Origin of the sequence: Marinobacter fonticola (assembly GCF_008122265.1) — a bacterium.
Lineage (GTDB): Bacteria > Pseudomonadota > Gammaproteobacteria > Pseudomonadales > Oleiphilaceae > Marinobacter_A > Marinobacter_A fonticola.
This window is the reverse complement of the sequence record NZ_CP043042.1, coordinates 3,226,985-3,240,547: the sequence shown is the minus strand read 5'-3', so window position 1 is coordinate 3,240,547 and position 13,563 is coordinate 3,226,985. Positions and strand designations below refer to the sequence as shown.

The following is a 13,563-nucleotide window of genomic DNA, read 5'->3' as shown; positions in this document are numbered from 1 at the left end:
CAGTCAGTGGAGCTGATCTCGGATCAATTTTTTGTTGATCTTGCCCACGCTGGTCTTGGGAATGTCGTCAACGAAATCGATCTGCTGCGGAATGGCCCACTTATTGATCTCTCCACTGTCGACAAATTGTTGCAGGTGGTTCTGGAGATCCTCAATGGTCGCTTCCTCGCCCGGTGCAAGCATGACCAGGGCGTGGGGGCGTTCACCCCATTTTTCATCGGGAACGCCAACGACTGCCGTTGCGGCGACGGCCGGATGCTGGCTGATCAGGTTCTCCAGATCCAACGAGGATAACCACTCGCCGCCGGTTTTGATCACGTCCTTGATTCGGTCGCGGATCATCAACGTATTGTCGGAGTCAATTGTGGCCACGTCGCCGGTATGAAGCCAGCCGCCTTCCCACAACGCCTCGCCCTTTTCCGGTTCCTTCAGGTAACCCTGGGTAAGCCAGGGCGCGCGCGCCACCACTTCACCCTTGGACTTGCCATCATGGGGCTGGGGGTTGCCGTCGGCATCGATGACCTGGAGATCCACCATGGGCACCGCAACGCCGGTTCGGGTGCGTTTGTCGGTCTGTTCTTCCAGCGGGCGTTTTACATCGTCCTCGGTCAGGTGCGTGGAGCACAGCAGCGGACAGGTTTCCGACATGCCATAACCGGTGTACATGCGGATGCCGAGTTTGGCGCCGGCCTTGCACAGACCTTCGGTCAACGCGCTGCCGCCGATCAAAACGTGCCAGTTGCTGAGGTCCGCTGTCTTGATGGATTCTGTCGCCAGCATCATCTGCATGATGGTCGGCACGCAGTGAGAGAACGTGACGTTGTGTTTCTTCAACAGGTCGACGAGCAGTTCCGGCTCGTAGCGGCCGGGATAGACCTGCTTGATGCCCATCATGGTCGCGGCGTAGGGCACGCCCCAGGCATGGACGTGGAACATCGGCGTTACCGGCATATAAACGCTGGAAGAACGCAGCAAGGGCATCTCGTCGCTGAAGCCCAGGCTGCCCACTTGAGCCATGGTGTGGAGTACCAGCTGACGATGGCTGAAGAAGACGCCCTTGGGATTGCCCGTGGTGCCGGTGGTGTAAAAGGTGGTGGCGATGCTGTTTTCGTCGAAGTCCGGAAAGTCGAATTGTGGCTCGGCCTTGGCCAGCAGCGCCTCGTACTCGCCGTGGGTCTTGAGCCCGGTTGAGACAGGTTCGCTGTTCTCGGTGAGCTGGATGTAGCCCTTGACCGTCTGCAGGTCGTCGCTGACTTTCTCCAGCAACGGCGCAAAATCGTCGTGGACCAGCACGAGGTCGTCCTCGGCGTGGTTCATGGTATAGACGATCTGCTCGGGAGAGAGGCGCACGTTGACCGTATGCAGGATGGCGCCGATCATCGGAATGGCGAAGAAACACTCCAGATAGCGCGGTGTGTCCCAGTCCAGCACGGCGACCGTATCGCCCGCTTTAACGCCCGCTTCGGTCAGCACATTCGCCAGGCGATGGATGCGCTCGACCAGGTCGCGGTACGTGTACTCACTGTGATTGCCGAAGACGATTTTTTCATCGGGCGCATAGCGCGGGCCCGACAGCAGCAACTGTTTGATCAACAGGGGGTAGGTGTAGGCATTGCTAACCGGCGGAATTATTTTTGTGTCTGCCATCGTGAAACAACCTCTTCAATTTATGAAAGTGAATTTTGTTTTTCGGTTGTATGGGTAATCTGACACAGTTCACGGAAAAGGCAAATCACTCGAAAGCGTGAGCGCGTGGGCATTGGCTGCTGTAGCGAGGCCGTTGGAACGACGTTATGGAAAGGGCGTTAAGAGTAAACAGAGCGGAAAGCAGTGTGGCAGGGCAGAGCCCTGCCGGGGGCGGTGTCGAAATCCTTACTCGTAGGTACACAGATACGCGGTATCGACGTCGGACTTAGCCTTGAAACTGGCCTGTCCGGCCACTTCGAAAGTTTCGCCGGCACCGTAGGTCATCCAGGTCTCCATGCCTGGCAGGAGGACTTCCAAAGCGCCGCTGACCACGGTCATGGTTTCCTTCTTGCTGGTCCCGAACTCATACTCACCCGGGCTGATGACGCCCACGGTGGCTGGCAGCGTCGCCGTCTGGAAAGAGATGGATTTGGCTTTGCCGTCAAAGTATTCGTTCACTTTCAACATAAAATATGTCTCCTGAATTTTGGATGGCCTACTATACGGGAAAATTGTTCTACTTGGATGAAATTTATGGTGAATGGCAAGCACCCTGACCCGGTTCTCGACCCGGCCGAGCGAGCACGACTGGAACAGGCCCTGGCGCGGCTGGACAGCTCGGCACGGCTTCTCGATAGCCAATTTCGTATCCCGTTCACCCGTATTCGGTTCGGTCTGGATCCGCTAATCGGCCTACTGCCGGGTATTGGCGATGCAACCGGCCTGGTTCTTTCCCTCTATCTGATGGTCGAAGCCGCGCGCCTCGGCGCCGGCACCCGGCAGGTGGTGAAAATGGCCGGCAATGTGCTGGTGGAGTTCGTTGTTGGCCTGGTGCCGCTGGTGGGCGACGCCTTCGATCTCTACTGGAAGGCCAATAATCGCAACGCTGCGTTACTTCGCCGCCATATCGAAAAGCGCCTGGAGCCCCCGGGGAGACAGCGCAAGCCCTGGCTCCAGTATGTGATAATCGGTACCTTCGGCGCGCTGTTGCTGTTCTTCCTGGTCATGCTGTGGCGGGCACTGTTTGCGGCGGCCGGCGGCTGAGCGGTCTGAACTACTGGTCCCAGGGGTTGCCGCGGGTTCCCTCGACCCGGTCGACCCGCAGATGCATGGCGGCTTTGGCCATCATGTTGGCACTGATGGGCGCGGTCAGGAACAGGAATAGCATGATCAGGATTTCCTCGATGCCCAGCCCATGCTCGCTGGTCGAGAAGTACACGACCGAGCTGAAAACGATGCCGCCAACACCCAGTGTCGTGGCTTTGGTGGGGGCATGCAGGCGCGTGTAGAAATCCGGTAGCCGCGCCAGGCCAATCGCGCCGGCCAAGGCAAAGAGCCCGCCGGTGACGAGCAGGATGCTGATGATGATTTCTATAACAATGGACATAAGAAACCTCTAATGAAGTCTATTCGATTACGCTGCCGCGCTTGAGGTGTTTGGCCAGCGCCACGGTACTCACAAACCCCATCACGGCAATCAGCAGCGCCGACTCGATATACATGCGCGAATGAAGCGTCATTCCCATCAGGATAATGAGAGCGATCGCGTTAACGTAAAGGCTGTCGAGCGCCAGGATACGATCGGGGGCGTCCGGACCTTTGACGATGCGATAGACATTGAGCACGGCGGCCAGCGTTACCATGGCGAGCGTGATCTTCAGCGCTATTTCGATCATTTGAAAATCTCCCGCAGCGGCCTTTCGTAGTTTCGCTTGATGGTCTCGATCAGTTCGGTTTCGTCGCCCACATCGAGCGCATGAATCAGTAGCAGAGTCTGGTCGTCGCTGATGTCCGCACTTACGGTACCCGGCGTCAGGGAAATAGTGCCTGCCAGAGTGGAAATAGCTAGCGGATGCTCCAGCTCCAGGGGGAAGGAGACGAAAGCGGGTTTTGGGCGCCGCCGCGGGTTTAGAACGATGAAGGCGACGTTGAAGCTGGCGACGATGATATCCCAGATGACGCGCGCCACATAAAGCAGGAAACGCACTGGCCGGCCTACCGAAGGGTTATTGGGCCAAAAGTTGCGTGTAAACAACGGCAGCAGCCACGCCAGTAGCAGACCCATCACGACACTGGCGCCGCTGACGCCGTTAGCCAGAGCCTGCCACACCAGGAACAGCGCCAGGCTCAGGAAGGGATGAGGCAATCCGAAACGCCCGCTCATTGGGAAACCTCCTCGCCCACCATTGGCGTCTGCAGGATTTCAATATACATCGAGGGCGTATGCAGTTGCTGGGCCGTTTTGTCAGTGTACTCGGAAATCGGGCCGGCCAATGCGACGATCGCGACGCTCATGCCGATCAGGGCCGCCGTAGAGACTGTGACCGGGAGGGTCAGACGGCCGGGATCTTTGACATGGCCTTCGACGTTACGCCAGAACACGATACTGCCCGCGCGGCTATAGGCCACCACCGTGAGGAAACTGCCGACGATGATGACGCCCCAGACCCACGCCATGGCTGTACCCGTCTCAACGGACTCCAGGATGAGTACCTTGGCAAAGAAGCCGCTCAGCGGCGGCAACCCCGCGGCGGCCGTGGTGCCTAGAAGAAACAATATGCTGAGCAGGGTACGGCTGCGCATGCGAGGCGCGGTCACAATACGGTCTTCCGCAGTGCCTCGCTGTCGGGCGATCAGATCGGCCACCAGGAACAAACCCGCGGTAATCCAGGTCGTGTGAATCAGGTAGAACAGCGCAGCCGATGTGGCCGGGGCGGTGCTCAGGCTAAAGGCGGCCAGCAGCGTGCCGACCGAGATGATGACTTGCCACGCCACCAGCTTGCGTAGGCCGTCGGCACCCACAGCGCCGATAACGCCCATGGCCAGGGTCAGCAGTGACAGCGGGAACAGCCAATCCATGCCCAGGTCCGCTACGGGGCCGCCTTCGCTGCCAAAAATCAGCGTGTAGACCCTCAGAATGGCGTAGACGCCAACCTTGGTCATGACGGCAAATAGGGCCGCGACAGGTGCCGTGGCGGCAGCGTAGGCCTGTGGTAACCAGAAGCAAAGCGGCAGTATTGCGGCCTTGAGACCAAACATCACCAGCAGGATCATGCCAGCGGCTTTCACTAGCGGCAGGTCCTCAGGCGTCACCTCGCGCACCGCTAGCGCCAGGTCTGCCATGTTCAGCGTGCCAGTTACGCTGTAAAGCATGCCCACGCCGATCAGGAACAGGGAGGAGCCGATAAGGTTAAGCACCACGTAATGCAGGCCCGGTACCGAACGCACCGATCCACCGCCATGCATCAGCAGCCCGTAGGAGGCGATCAACAGGACCTCGAACGCGACAAAAAGATTGAACAGATCGCCGGTCAGGAAAGCGATGTTCAGGCCCATCAGCTGAAACAGGAAGAGCGCATGGAAATGACGGCCCATCGCGTCGGTGCCGCGGGTCGAATAGATATGGCAGAAAAACGCCAGCAGAGCGGTGATAAAAACCATCAGGGCGGAGAGGCGATCCAGCACCAGGACGATGCCGAACGGCGGCGCCCAGTTGCCGAAGGCGTAGATCCGATAGCTGCCATCGTCGGCCAGCATCACCAAACCGATTGCGACCACCAGAATCAAGGTCGTGGTCGCCAGTGCCAGTGTGCGGCGCAAACCCAGAGGCGCGAAGCTCATGAAGATCTGGAGGATCCCTCCCAGCAACGGCAACAGGATGGGGGCGGTCAACCAGTGATTCATTTGGCCTCCTCCGCGGATTTTTTAGCATCGTCTTTGGGGGCTTCGTAATCCACACGTCCATCCACATGGTCGTCGCCGGTATCCGCCCGGCTGCGCAAGGCCAGCACGACGACGAAGGCTGTCATGGCAAAGCCGATAACGATCGCCGTCAGGACCAGCGCCTGGGGTAGTGGGTCGGTATAGTTCTCGACCTTGCCGATAATCGGTGCCGCCCCAGTCGCCAGACGTCCGGTGGAGAATAGGAACAGGTTCACCGCGTAGGACAACATGGTCAGCCCCACCACCACCGGGAAACTGCGGGCCCGCAGGATCAGGTAAACGCCGGACGCCGTTAGGGCGCCAATGACCAGTGCAAACATGATTTCCATCTCAAGAACCCTCCGCCGTGGCGTCCGATTTCATGGAAAGACGACCCAGGCTGGCCAGAATCGTGAGCGTGGCTCCCACCACAGTCAGGTAGACACCGATATCGAAGGCCAGTGCCGAGGCTAGCTCGAACTCACCCACGATGGGCCAGTGAATATGGCTGAAGGTCGACGTGAGGAACGGGTAGCCGACAGTAAAGCTGGCCAAGCCAGTAACCGTAGCGACCAATAGCCCCAATCCGATGGGCGTGCGTAAGCTGAACGGCATGCGTTGGTGGCTCCAGCGCATGCCGCTGGCGATATACTGGAGAATCAATGCCACCGACGTGATCAGCCCGGCGATAAAGCCGCCCCCCGGCATGTTGTGCCCACGCAGGAAGATAAATACGGACACCATCAAGGCCAACGGCAGCAAGGGGCGCGAGATCTGTGCCAACATGGTGGGGTGGGCATCTCGGGACCAGGGGTGGCCCTGACCATCCGTCGAGGGTGGCGTTAGTCTCGCCTCTCGCAGCATGGCGAATATCCCCAGTGCCGCAATGGCCAGCACGGTGATTTCACCCAGAGTATCGAAGCCCCGGAAGTCTACCAGGATCACATTGACCACGTTGGTGCCGCCACCGCCGGTGACACTGTTCTCCAGGAAATAGTCGGAGATGGACTCGAACGGTCGGGTCAGCATCGCCAGGGTAATCAGGAACATCCCGCCGCCGGCCAGCAGTGCAATCAGACCGTCACGCCAGCGCCGGAAACGGCCGGCCTCCAGGGGCGTCCAGGAGGGGAGATAGTACAAGGCCAGCATCAACAACACGATGGTGACGACCTCGACCGAAAGCTGGGTCATGGCCAAATCGGGCGCTGAGAACCGAGCGAACGTCAGTGCGACGATCAGGCCGACAACGCTGAGCAGAATCAGCGCGTACAACCGGTTCCGGTGTACGACAGCCGTCCCTAGAGCGCAGCCAATCAGGAGTATCGCAGCCACAGCGGTAGGGATGTCGACATTACTCAGTCCCTCGCTGCCAATGCTCACGCCCATGCCGGCTATCGGCACTACGGCCACCACCACCGCCGCACCGATCAACAGCGCAGCGTAGCGTTGCAAGGACCCGTTCTCGATCCGCTCGGTCAGCATCCGGGCACGCTCAGCCAGCCAGGACACTATGGTCTCGAACACCGCTTTCTCGTCGATATCCCGGAAACGGTCGTGGAAGTCGTAAAATTTCTGCCGCTGGGTGTACATCAGCAGACCGCCGAAGAAGGCGAGGAAACTCATGAACAGCGGTAGATTGAAGCCGTGGATCACTTGCAATTGATACTCCGGTACGGCGCCGCCCAGCGTGGCTGCGGCAGCGGAGTCCAGCAGCGGACCGACGGCTATTGCCGGGAACATGCCCACCATGATGCAGGCAAAGGCCAGGATTTCCACGGGTATCTTCATGTAGCGCGGCGGTTCGTGCGGCGGATAGATGGGCAGGTTGACCGGTTTTCCATTGAAGAAGACGTCATGGATGAAGCGGGCCGAGTAAGCGACGGCGAAAATCCCGGCTAGCGTGGCCACTAACGGTGGCAGGTAAGCCCAGAGGCCGGGTAGGTTGAGTGCCAAAGACTCGGCGAAAAACATCTCTTTGCTGAGGAAGCCATTCAGCAGCGGCACCCCGGCCATGGAGGCGGCCGCGACCATCGCCAGCGTGGCTGTGTGCGGCATAAAGCGCCAGAGGCCGTTGATCTGACGCATATCTCGCGTGCCGGTTTCGTGATCGATTATCCCGGCCGCCATGAACAGTGACGCCTTAAAGATGGCGTGATTAATGACGTGGAAAACCGCAGCGATTGCCGCCAACTTGGTGCCCATGCCGAACAACAGCGTAATCAGTCCGAGATGACTGACCGTAGAGTGGGCCAGCAAGCCTTTGAGGTCATGCTTGAATAGGGCTGTATAGGCGCCTACGAGCAGTGTCACCATGCCCGTGAAGCTGACCAGGTAAAACCACAGCTCCGTGCCCGCCAAAGCGGGATAGAGACGCGCCATCAAGAAAATCCCCGCCTTGACCATGGTCGCGGAATGCAGATACGCGGAAACCGGCGTTGGCGCCTGCATGGCGTGGGGTAGCCAGAAATGGAAGGGGAACTGGGCAGACTTCGTGAAGGCGCCCAAAAGAACCAGCACCAACGCCACGGGATACAGCGCATGGGCCTTGATCAGATCGCCGGCGGCCAGAACGTCGTCCAGTTCATAGCTCCCCACGATCTGGCCCAGTAGCAGCACGCCGGCGAGTAGCGCCAAGCCGCCCCCGCCGGTCACCGCCAGGGCCATGCGCGCGCCACGCCGGGCATCCTGCTTGTAATTCCAGAAACTGATGAGCAGGAACGACACCAGGCTGGTCACTTCCCAGAAAATCAGCATGAGGATGAGGTTGCTGGAAAGCACGATGCCCAGCATCGACCCCATAAACATCAGCAATAGAGAATAGAACTTGCCGACATTCTCGTGTTTTTTCAGGTAGTACCGGGAATACAGAATGATCAGCAAGCCGATAAGCAGGATCAGCAGCGCAAACAGCAGCGACAATCCATCCAGCCTGAAACTCAGGGACAGGCCAATACTCGGCAGCCATTCCATGGTTTCGACAAGCACATTGCCCTGGGACAAGGGTTCCCAGAGCGGATAGAGCATGGCAAGCGCCACAATCGCCGGTATCGAAGAGGCGATGGCAATTGCCGTGCGGCCCGCCTGCGCAAAGAGGGGGGCAACAATAGCGCCAATAAAAGGCAGTAAGACGACCAGCGCAAGGGTCATTGCAACCTCGTTGTTCTTCAAATGTGATGATTACGCGTTCAACGCTGTTCGGTCATCGACTGTCAGGAATACGCCTGGGTTGCCTGAGTTTAGCGTCCAGGTCTCGGCCATGCACAGCCTAAGCGCGACCGAATTCGCTTTAAAGCGGGCTGGGCGGGTCGGGGAAATAGGGAAGACGGCCGGGGCGTAACGGCACGAAAGCGTCCGGCTCGGGGGATGGCAATGTGAACTCACGGGGCCGTTCTAACATGACTGCTCCGTCAACGCGTTTCTGGGGCCTGACCGCGCGATGCCTCTTTTATTGGCTAAACCGGCGATTGTCAGGCTGCAGGGTATCCAGAGCGCTTGGTTGATCTCGAACGGTGATGATACGTGGCCAACCTCTCAGGTCAAGCATTGATGAGCTTGGATGATGGCGCCCGACTGCGGGTTACCGGGCGCCGTCTATTTACTGGGCTTTTTTAACAGCCTCATTGAACTCTTCACGGCTGATGTTGCCGTCATCGTTCATGTCGTGCTTTTCGATGCGCTTCATGCGCCGCTCGGCTGTGGAATCACCGGCGGCCGTGTTGCCATACACATTCAGCTCGTCAGACGAAATCTTGCCGTCCCCATTGGTATCCATTTCTTCGAATTTAGGGCCTTTCATGGCCATGTCGCCACTTTGGCTCATGCCCTCGCTGTCGCTTTGTTTCTTCATCGAATCGTCGGCCAGCGCCGATGTAGCGGGTATCAACATGGCTGAGACTGCAACCAGAGCAAACATCCTGATGTTCATAACAAACCTCCCATGAGCGCCCTTATAGGCGCCTGTTTATTACGATCAAAACGGCTTGACTACATGCTTTTTGATCTTCGTAGCGACTGACGGCCTACAGTCGGCGCCTCGGCGGACGATGTCGCCGAGGCGTTAGCGTCAGTGCACCGGGAAACGACTCCCTCCTTTAGTGAAGATGAAGGTTGGCCATACGACCAATAGAAAACCACCGATGTATCGGCAGGCTATACATAGGCTCAATCTATAGCCAGGTTGTCTCTATAGCTCTGCTTCTTTATATGCACTCCTAGTTCGACCGCTGCACTATTAATATTAGCGAGCTAAAACATTACAGACTCATAATGAATATAAGGTCTGAGCGCGACCGAAAGGCTTGTTTTGAAGATCGGTGAATGATGGCTTTCAGGTCGCAGCTGAGGATGCGTATGGCGTCCAAGCGTTATGTGTACTGGACGTCGGTATGGCGCAAAATTAAGCAGAGGTCATTTACTGGGGGGTATAGGTGGGGAACCTAAGTTAAAGAGCCGCTGTCAACAACATATGAGGCATCTAAAAAGGAACGCCTCCCGTAAGTTGATAGTGAGAGCCGGTTGAAATCTACCGGTTCGCCCAGAGGTCTTTGGGCAGACGTAAAGCAAAATGCTTGTCAGTGGCGAGCTCATTTAAAAGCAGATCGTAAAATTGCCATCAAAGTAAGGAGGCATTATGAAGATCAGGAAGATGACTCTAGCAGCTGCAATCTCCACGGTACTGGTCGCACCTATGGCCTTGGCAGGTACCGATAGCATGGATAACGAGGGCTCCAGTAAGGCCGACCGCGAAGGGGCCACTACCATGGAGCACAAGAAAGACGGGATGGCTATGCAAAGCCCCCGCTTCGAGCAAGTCGATACCGACGGTAACGGCGTTATTAGTGAAGAAGAGCTGAACATGTACGGCAGCACAGCCGCAGGTGGCTCTGCCAGTGCCGGTACGGAGGGTGAAGCTGAAGGCAATCGCATGTCGATGGAGTCTCGCGACACCAACAACGATGGCGAAATCACGCGCCAAGAATTTAAAGACGGCGCTGATGGCCACGACGAAAGCAGCATGCAGTAATCAGCCTGAAGCACATTGGTTGATGTGAACGCTACGGCCGATATGAACGCCACGCGTTCCGACGAGAGAATGCCCGGGCTTTGGTCCGGGCATTTTTTTATGCGGTGCGCGTCCTTACTGGGGTTACAAACTGCGCCGGTCTTCGTAAGCGCGCTCGGGGTCTGAGGTATTTCTGGAAATCGCCGTGCGCTGGTTGGTGCGGGCGATGATCTTCTTCTGTAAGCGGGTTTCCCACGCTAGGCTCGTTTTGTCGTCGGCTTGCCATGCACGATTGAACAGCAGTTTTGCCGCAGCTACCGCATCGGGCGACTGCTGGGCGAGTGTTTCGGCGAAAGCGTAAGCGTCGGTCACGGGGTCCTCGCACACCCGCGTTATCAGTCCCATCTCCTTTGCTTCGGTTCCATTGAAGCGCCGCGCCGTCATGGTCAGTTCCTTGGCCAGATCGATGCTAATCAGTTCGGGCAAGGTGACGGTCAGGCTCATGTCCGGAATCAACCCCCACTTGGTTTCCATGATGGAAAACTCGCAGTCCGGCGTGGAATAGCGAAAATCCGCGCCGAGGGCAATCTGGAAACCGCCACCGAAACAGTAGCCGTGCGTGGCGGCAATGACCGGCGCGGGCACTTCGCGCCAGAGGTAGCCGACATCCTGCGCCAGATTGCTGATCCTGCGACCGGGCTTGATCAGCATTTTGAGAAAGTTGACGGGATTTTTGCTCACCGTCTTTACATCCAGTCCGGAGCAGAAGGCCTCCCCGTTACCCTTGATGACAATGGCGCGTACCTGCCGCTCCTTCTTGAGCTTGCGCGCGGTTCCGGCAATGGCTTCGAACATCGGCATGTCCAGCCCGTTGTATTTTTCCGGGCGGTTCAGGGTGACGGTGGCGATGCCCCGGTCGATGTCGAGCAGGATCCGATCTGAAGCGTTCTTGGCCATTTTTTAGGCGCTCCTTGTTAGCCTTTAGTCGTAGAGCGGCTATGCTACCATGGCCACCCTGATGAGAATCGCCCATAGACTGAATCAGAGATTCCCGACATGACAACCGCGTACCCCAATCTCCTCAAGCCGCTCGATCTCGGTTTTACCGAGCTTAAGAACCGTGTGCTTATGGGCTCCATGCACACGGGGCTGGAAGACCGTTTCTGGAATATTCACAAATTCGCGCGTTATTTTGCCGAGCGTGCCGACGGCGGCGTCGGCTTGATGGTGACCGGTGGTTTTTCACCCAATCTGGTCGGGCAGCTGGCACCGTTGTCGTCCACCATGAACAATCGTGCGACGGCTTTCCTGCACCGCCAGGTTACCGGCGCAGTGCATGAAGCCGGCGGTAAGATTTGTCTGCAACTGTTGCACGCGGGCCGCTACGGCTACCAGCCGTTGATTGTATCGGCTTCGGCGACCAAGGCTCCGATCAGTCCTTTTAAGGCACGGGCGCTGTCCACCAAGGGCGTGGATAAGCAGATCGACGATTTCGTCACTGCCGCCAAGTTCGCCAAGTTTGCCGGTTACGACGGTGTCGAAGTGATGGGGTCCGAGGGCTACTTCATCAATCAGTTCCTGTGCGAACGTACCAACCATCGCACCGACAAGTGGGGCGGCCCCTACGAGAATCGCATGCGCTTGCCGGTGGAAATCGTGCGCCGCATGCGTGAAGCGGTCGGCCCCGAGTTCATCATCATCTACCGCCTATCGATGCTCGACTTGGTGGAGGGTGGTCAGACCTGGGACGAGATCGTCACGCTGGGCAAGGCCATCGAGAAAGCTGGCGCCAGCATCATCAACACCGGTATCGGCTGGCACGAGGCGCGGGTGCCGACCATTGTGACCTCGGTGCCGCGGGGTGGTTTTGCCGATGTAACGGCCAAATTCTACGGCGAAGTGGATATCCCGATCTGCACCACCAATCGCATTAATACGCCGCAAATCGGCGAGGACATCCTGGCTGCGGGCAAGGCGGATATGGTGTCCATGGCGCGACCACTGCTGGCCGACAGCGAGTTTGTCCGCAAAGCGGAGCAAGGCCGGGCCGACGAGATCAATACCTGCATCGCTTGTAACCAAGCCTGCCTGGATCACGTATTCCAGGCTAAGCGAGCCTCTTGCCTGGTGAATCCAAGGGCCTGCCACGAGACTGAACTGTTACTGACCGTGGCGCCGGTGCGGAAACGCGTTGCCGTCGTAGGCGCCGGTCCGGCAGGCCTGGCTGCGGCGACAACCCTTGCCAAACGCGGCCATAAGGTGACGTTGTACGAGGCCGACGGCGACATCGGCGGCCAGTTCAACTACGCCAAGCGTATCCCCGGCAAGGAGGAGTTCTACGAAACCCTGCGCTACTACCGCCGCCAGATCGAAGTGCTTGGCATCGATCTGCAACTAGAGACCCGTGTGGATGTGGATAGCTTAAAAAGCGAAGGCTTCGACGACGTCGTGATTGCCACCGGCGTCAAACCTCGCACGCCGATAATCGATGGCATCGATCACCCCAAGGTGCTGGGCTATCTGGACGTACTGCGCCACAACAAACCGGTGGGCCAGTCCGTCGCGGTGATCGGCGCCGGCGGTATCGGCTTCGATGTCAGCGAATTCCTCACCCACGAAATGGGCGGCCACCGGGAAGGCGAACAGATCAGTGTGGCGAACTGGCAGAAAGAGTGGGGTGTCAATCCGGCCTTCGAGGGGCCTGGCGGACTCGCTGAACGGCGGCCCACACCAGCGCCCCGTAAGATCTATCTGATGCAGCGCAAGACAGGAAAGGTAGGCGGCGGCCTTGGCAAAACCTCAGGCTGGGTGCATCGCAACAGTCTGAAGCACCGGGAAGTGGAAATGCTGCGCGGCTGCTCCTACGAGCGTGTCGATGACGAGGGCCTGCATATCACGGTCACCGGTAAGGACGGCAAGACCGTGCAGCGGCGCGTGCTGGACGTGGATAATGTCATTATCTGCGCCGGCCAGGAATCGTTTCGCGATCTTCATGACCACCTGGCGGCTGCCGGGATCAAATCGCACCTGATCGGCGGGGCGGATGTTGCCGAGGAGTTGGATGCCAAGCGGGCGATTCGGCAGGGGACCGAGGTAGCGGCGGCGATCTAGTGCACTAGTGGACTTTGTGATTGGATGGGCCTGTGCGCTCATCTATACTCGCGCCACATCGT

13 protein-coding genes are annotated in these 13,563 nt (G+C 58.3%); 3 read left to right on the top strand and 10 right to left on the bottom strand.

What is annotated here, in order from left to right; translation table 11 throughout:
* Window positions 1-3: 3 nt before the first annotated feature.
* A complete protein-coding gene (locus tag FXO11_RS14425) occupies window positions 4-1,647 on the bottom strand; it encodes a fatty acid--CoA ligase (RefSeq protein ID WP_148863626.1) in 1,644 nt (547 codons plus the stop codon).
* A 225-nt stretch (window positions 1,648-1,872) separates the two neighbouring features.
* Complete coding sequence (gene ppnP / locus FXO11_RS14420) at window positions 1,873-2,154, bottom strand: pyrimidine/purine nucleoside phosphorylase (protein WP_148863625.1); 282 nt, start codon at window positions 2,152-2,154, stop codon at window positions 1,873-1,875.
* Between the two features lie 66 nt (window positions 2,155-2,220).
* Between ppnP and FXO11_RS14415 the strand changes: the two genes are divergently transcribed.
* Window positions 2,221-2,730 (top strand): DUF4112 domain-containing protein, encoded by a 510-nt coding sequence (locus FXO11_RS14415; RefSeq protein ID WP_148863624.1) that lies wholly within the window; start codon window positions 2,221-2,223, stop codon window positions 2,728-2,730.
* Window positions 2,731-2,740: 10 nt separating this feature from the next.
* On the opposite strand, the gene FXO11_RS14410 is transcribed toward FXO11_RS14415, so the two are convergent.
* From FXO11_RS14410 to FXO11_RS14380, 7 genes are all read right to left on the bottom strand, one after another.
* Window positions 2,741-3,073, bottom strand: a complete 333-nt coding sequence (locus tag FXO11_RS14410) for a Na+/H+ antiporter subunit G (protein ID WP_148863623.1) — start codon at window positions 3,071-3,073, stop codon at window positions 2,741-2,743.
* 19 nt (window positions 3,074-3,092) lie between these two features.
* Window positions 3,093-3,362 carry a K+/H+ antiporter subunit F gene (locus FXO11_RS14405; protein WP_148863622.1) on the bottom strand — a complete coding sequence of 90 codons (270 nt, stop codon included), beginning with the start codon at window positions 3,360-3,362 and terminating at the stop codon, window positions 3,093-3,095.
* Window positions 3,359-3,850 carry a Na+/H+ antiporter subunit E gene (locus FXO11_RS14400; RefSeq protein WP_148863621.1) on the bottom strand — a complete coding sequence of 164 codons (492 nt, stop codon included), beginning with the start codon at window positions 3,848-3,850 and terminating at the stop codon, window positions 3,359-3,361. Before FXO11_RS14400 ends, FXO11_RS14405 begins: the two co-directional genes overlap by 4 nt.
* Complete coding sequence (locus tag FXO11_RS14395) at window positions 3,847-5,370, bottom strand: monovalent cation/H+ antiporter subunit D (RefSeq protein WP_148863620.1); 1,524 nt, start codon at window positions 5,368-5,370, stop codon at window positions 3,847-3,849. The genes FXO11_RS14400 and FXO11_RS14395 overlap by 4 nt, the downstream gene beginning before the upstream one ends.
* Window positions 5,367-5,738, bottom strand: coding sequence for a Na+/H+ antiporter subunit C (locus FXO11_RS14390; protein WP_148863619.1), 372 nt, complete (start codon window positions 5,736-5,738; stop codon window positions 5,367-5,369). The genes FXO11_RS14395 and FXO11_RS14390 overlap by 4 nt, the downstream gene beginning before the upstream one ends.
* Before the next feature lies 1 nt (window position 5,739).
* Window positions 5,740-8,535, bottom strand: a complete 2,796-nt coding sequence (locus FXO11_RS14385; RefSeq protein ID WP_148863618.1) for a monovalent cation/H+ antiporter subunit A — start codon at window positions 8,533-8,535, stop codon at window positions 5,740-5,742.
* Window positions 8,536-8,983: 448 nt separating this feature from the next.
* On the bottom strand, window positions 8,984-9,313 hold the full coding sequence (locus FXO11_RS14380) for an EF-hand domain-containing protein (RefSeq protein ID WP_148863617.1): 330 nt from the start codon (window positions 9,311-9,313) through the stop codon (window positions 8,984-8,986).
* A gap of 705 nt (window positions 9,314-10,018) precedes the next feature.
* Between FXO11_RS14380 and FXO11_RS14375 the strand changes: the two genes are divergently transcribed.
* On the top strand, window positions 10,019-10,411 hold the full coding sequence (locus tag FXO11_RS14375) for an EF-hand domain-containing protein (RefSeq protein ID WP_148864934.1): 393 nt from the start codon (window positions 10,019-10,021) through the stop codon (window positions 10,409-10,411).
* Window positions 10,412-10,534: 123 nt separating this feature from the next.
* Here the strand turns inward: FXO11_RS14375 and FXO11_RS14370 are convergent, their stop codons facing one another.
* The gene (locus FXO11_RS14370) at window positions 10,535-11,347 is read right to left on the bottom strand and encodes a crotonase/enoyl-CoA hydratase family protein (protein ID WP_148863616.1); all 813 of its coding nucleotides are present in this window, start codon (window positions 11,345-11,347) and stop codon (window positions 10,535-10,537) included.
* Between the two features lie 99 nt (window positions 11,348-11,446).
* Here FXO11_RS14370 and FXO11_RS14365 point away from each other — a divergent pair, with 99 nt between their 5' ends.
* Complete coding sequence (locus FXO11_RS14365) at window positions 11,447-13,501, top strand: NADPH-dependent 2,4-dienoyl-CoA reductase (protein ID WP_148863615.1); 2,055 nt, start codon at window positions 11,447-11,449, stop codon at window positions 13,499-13,501.
* The last annotated feature ends 62 nt before the right edge of the window (window positions 13,502-13,563 follow it).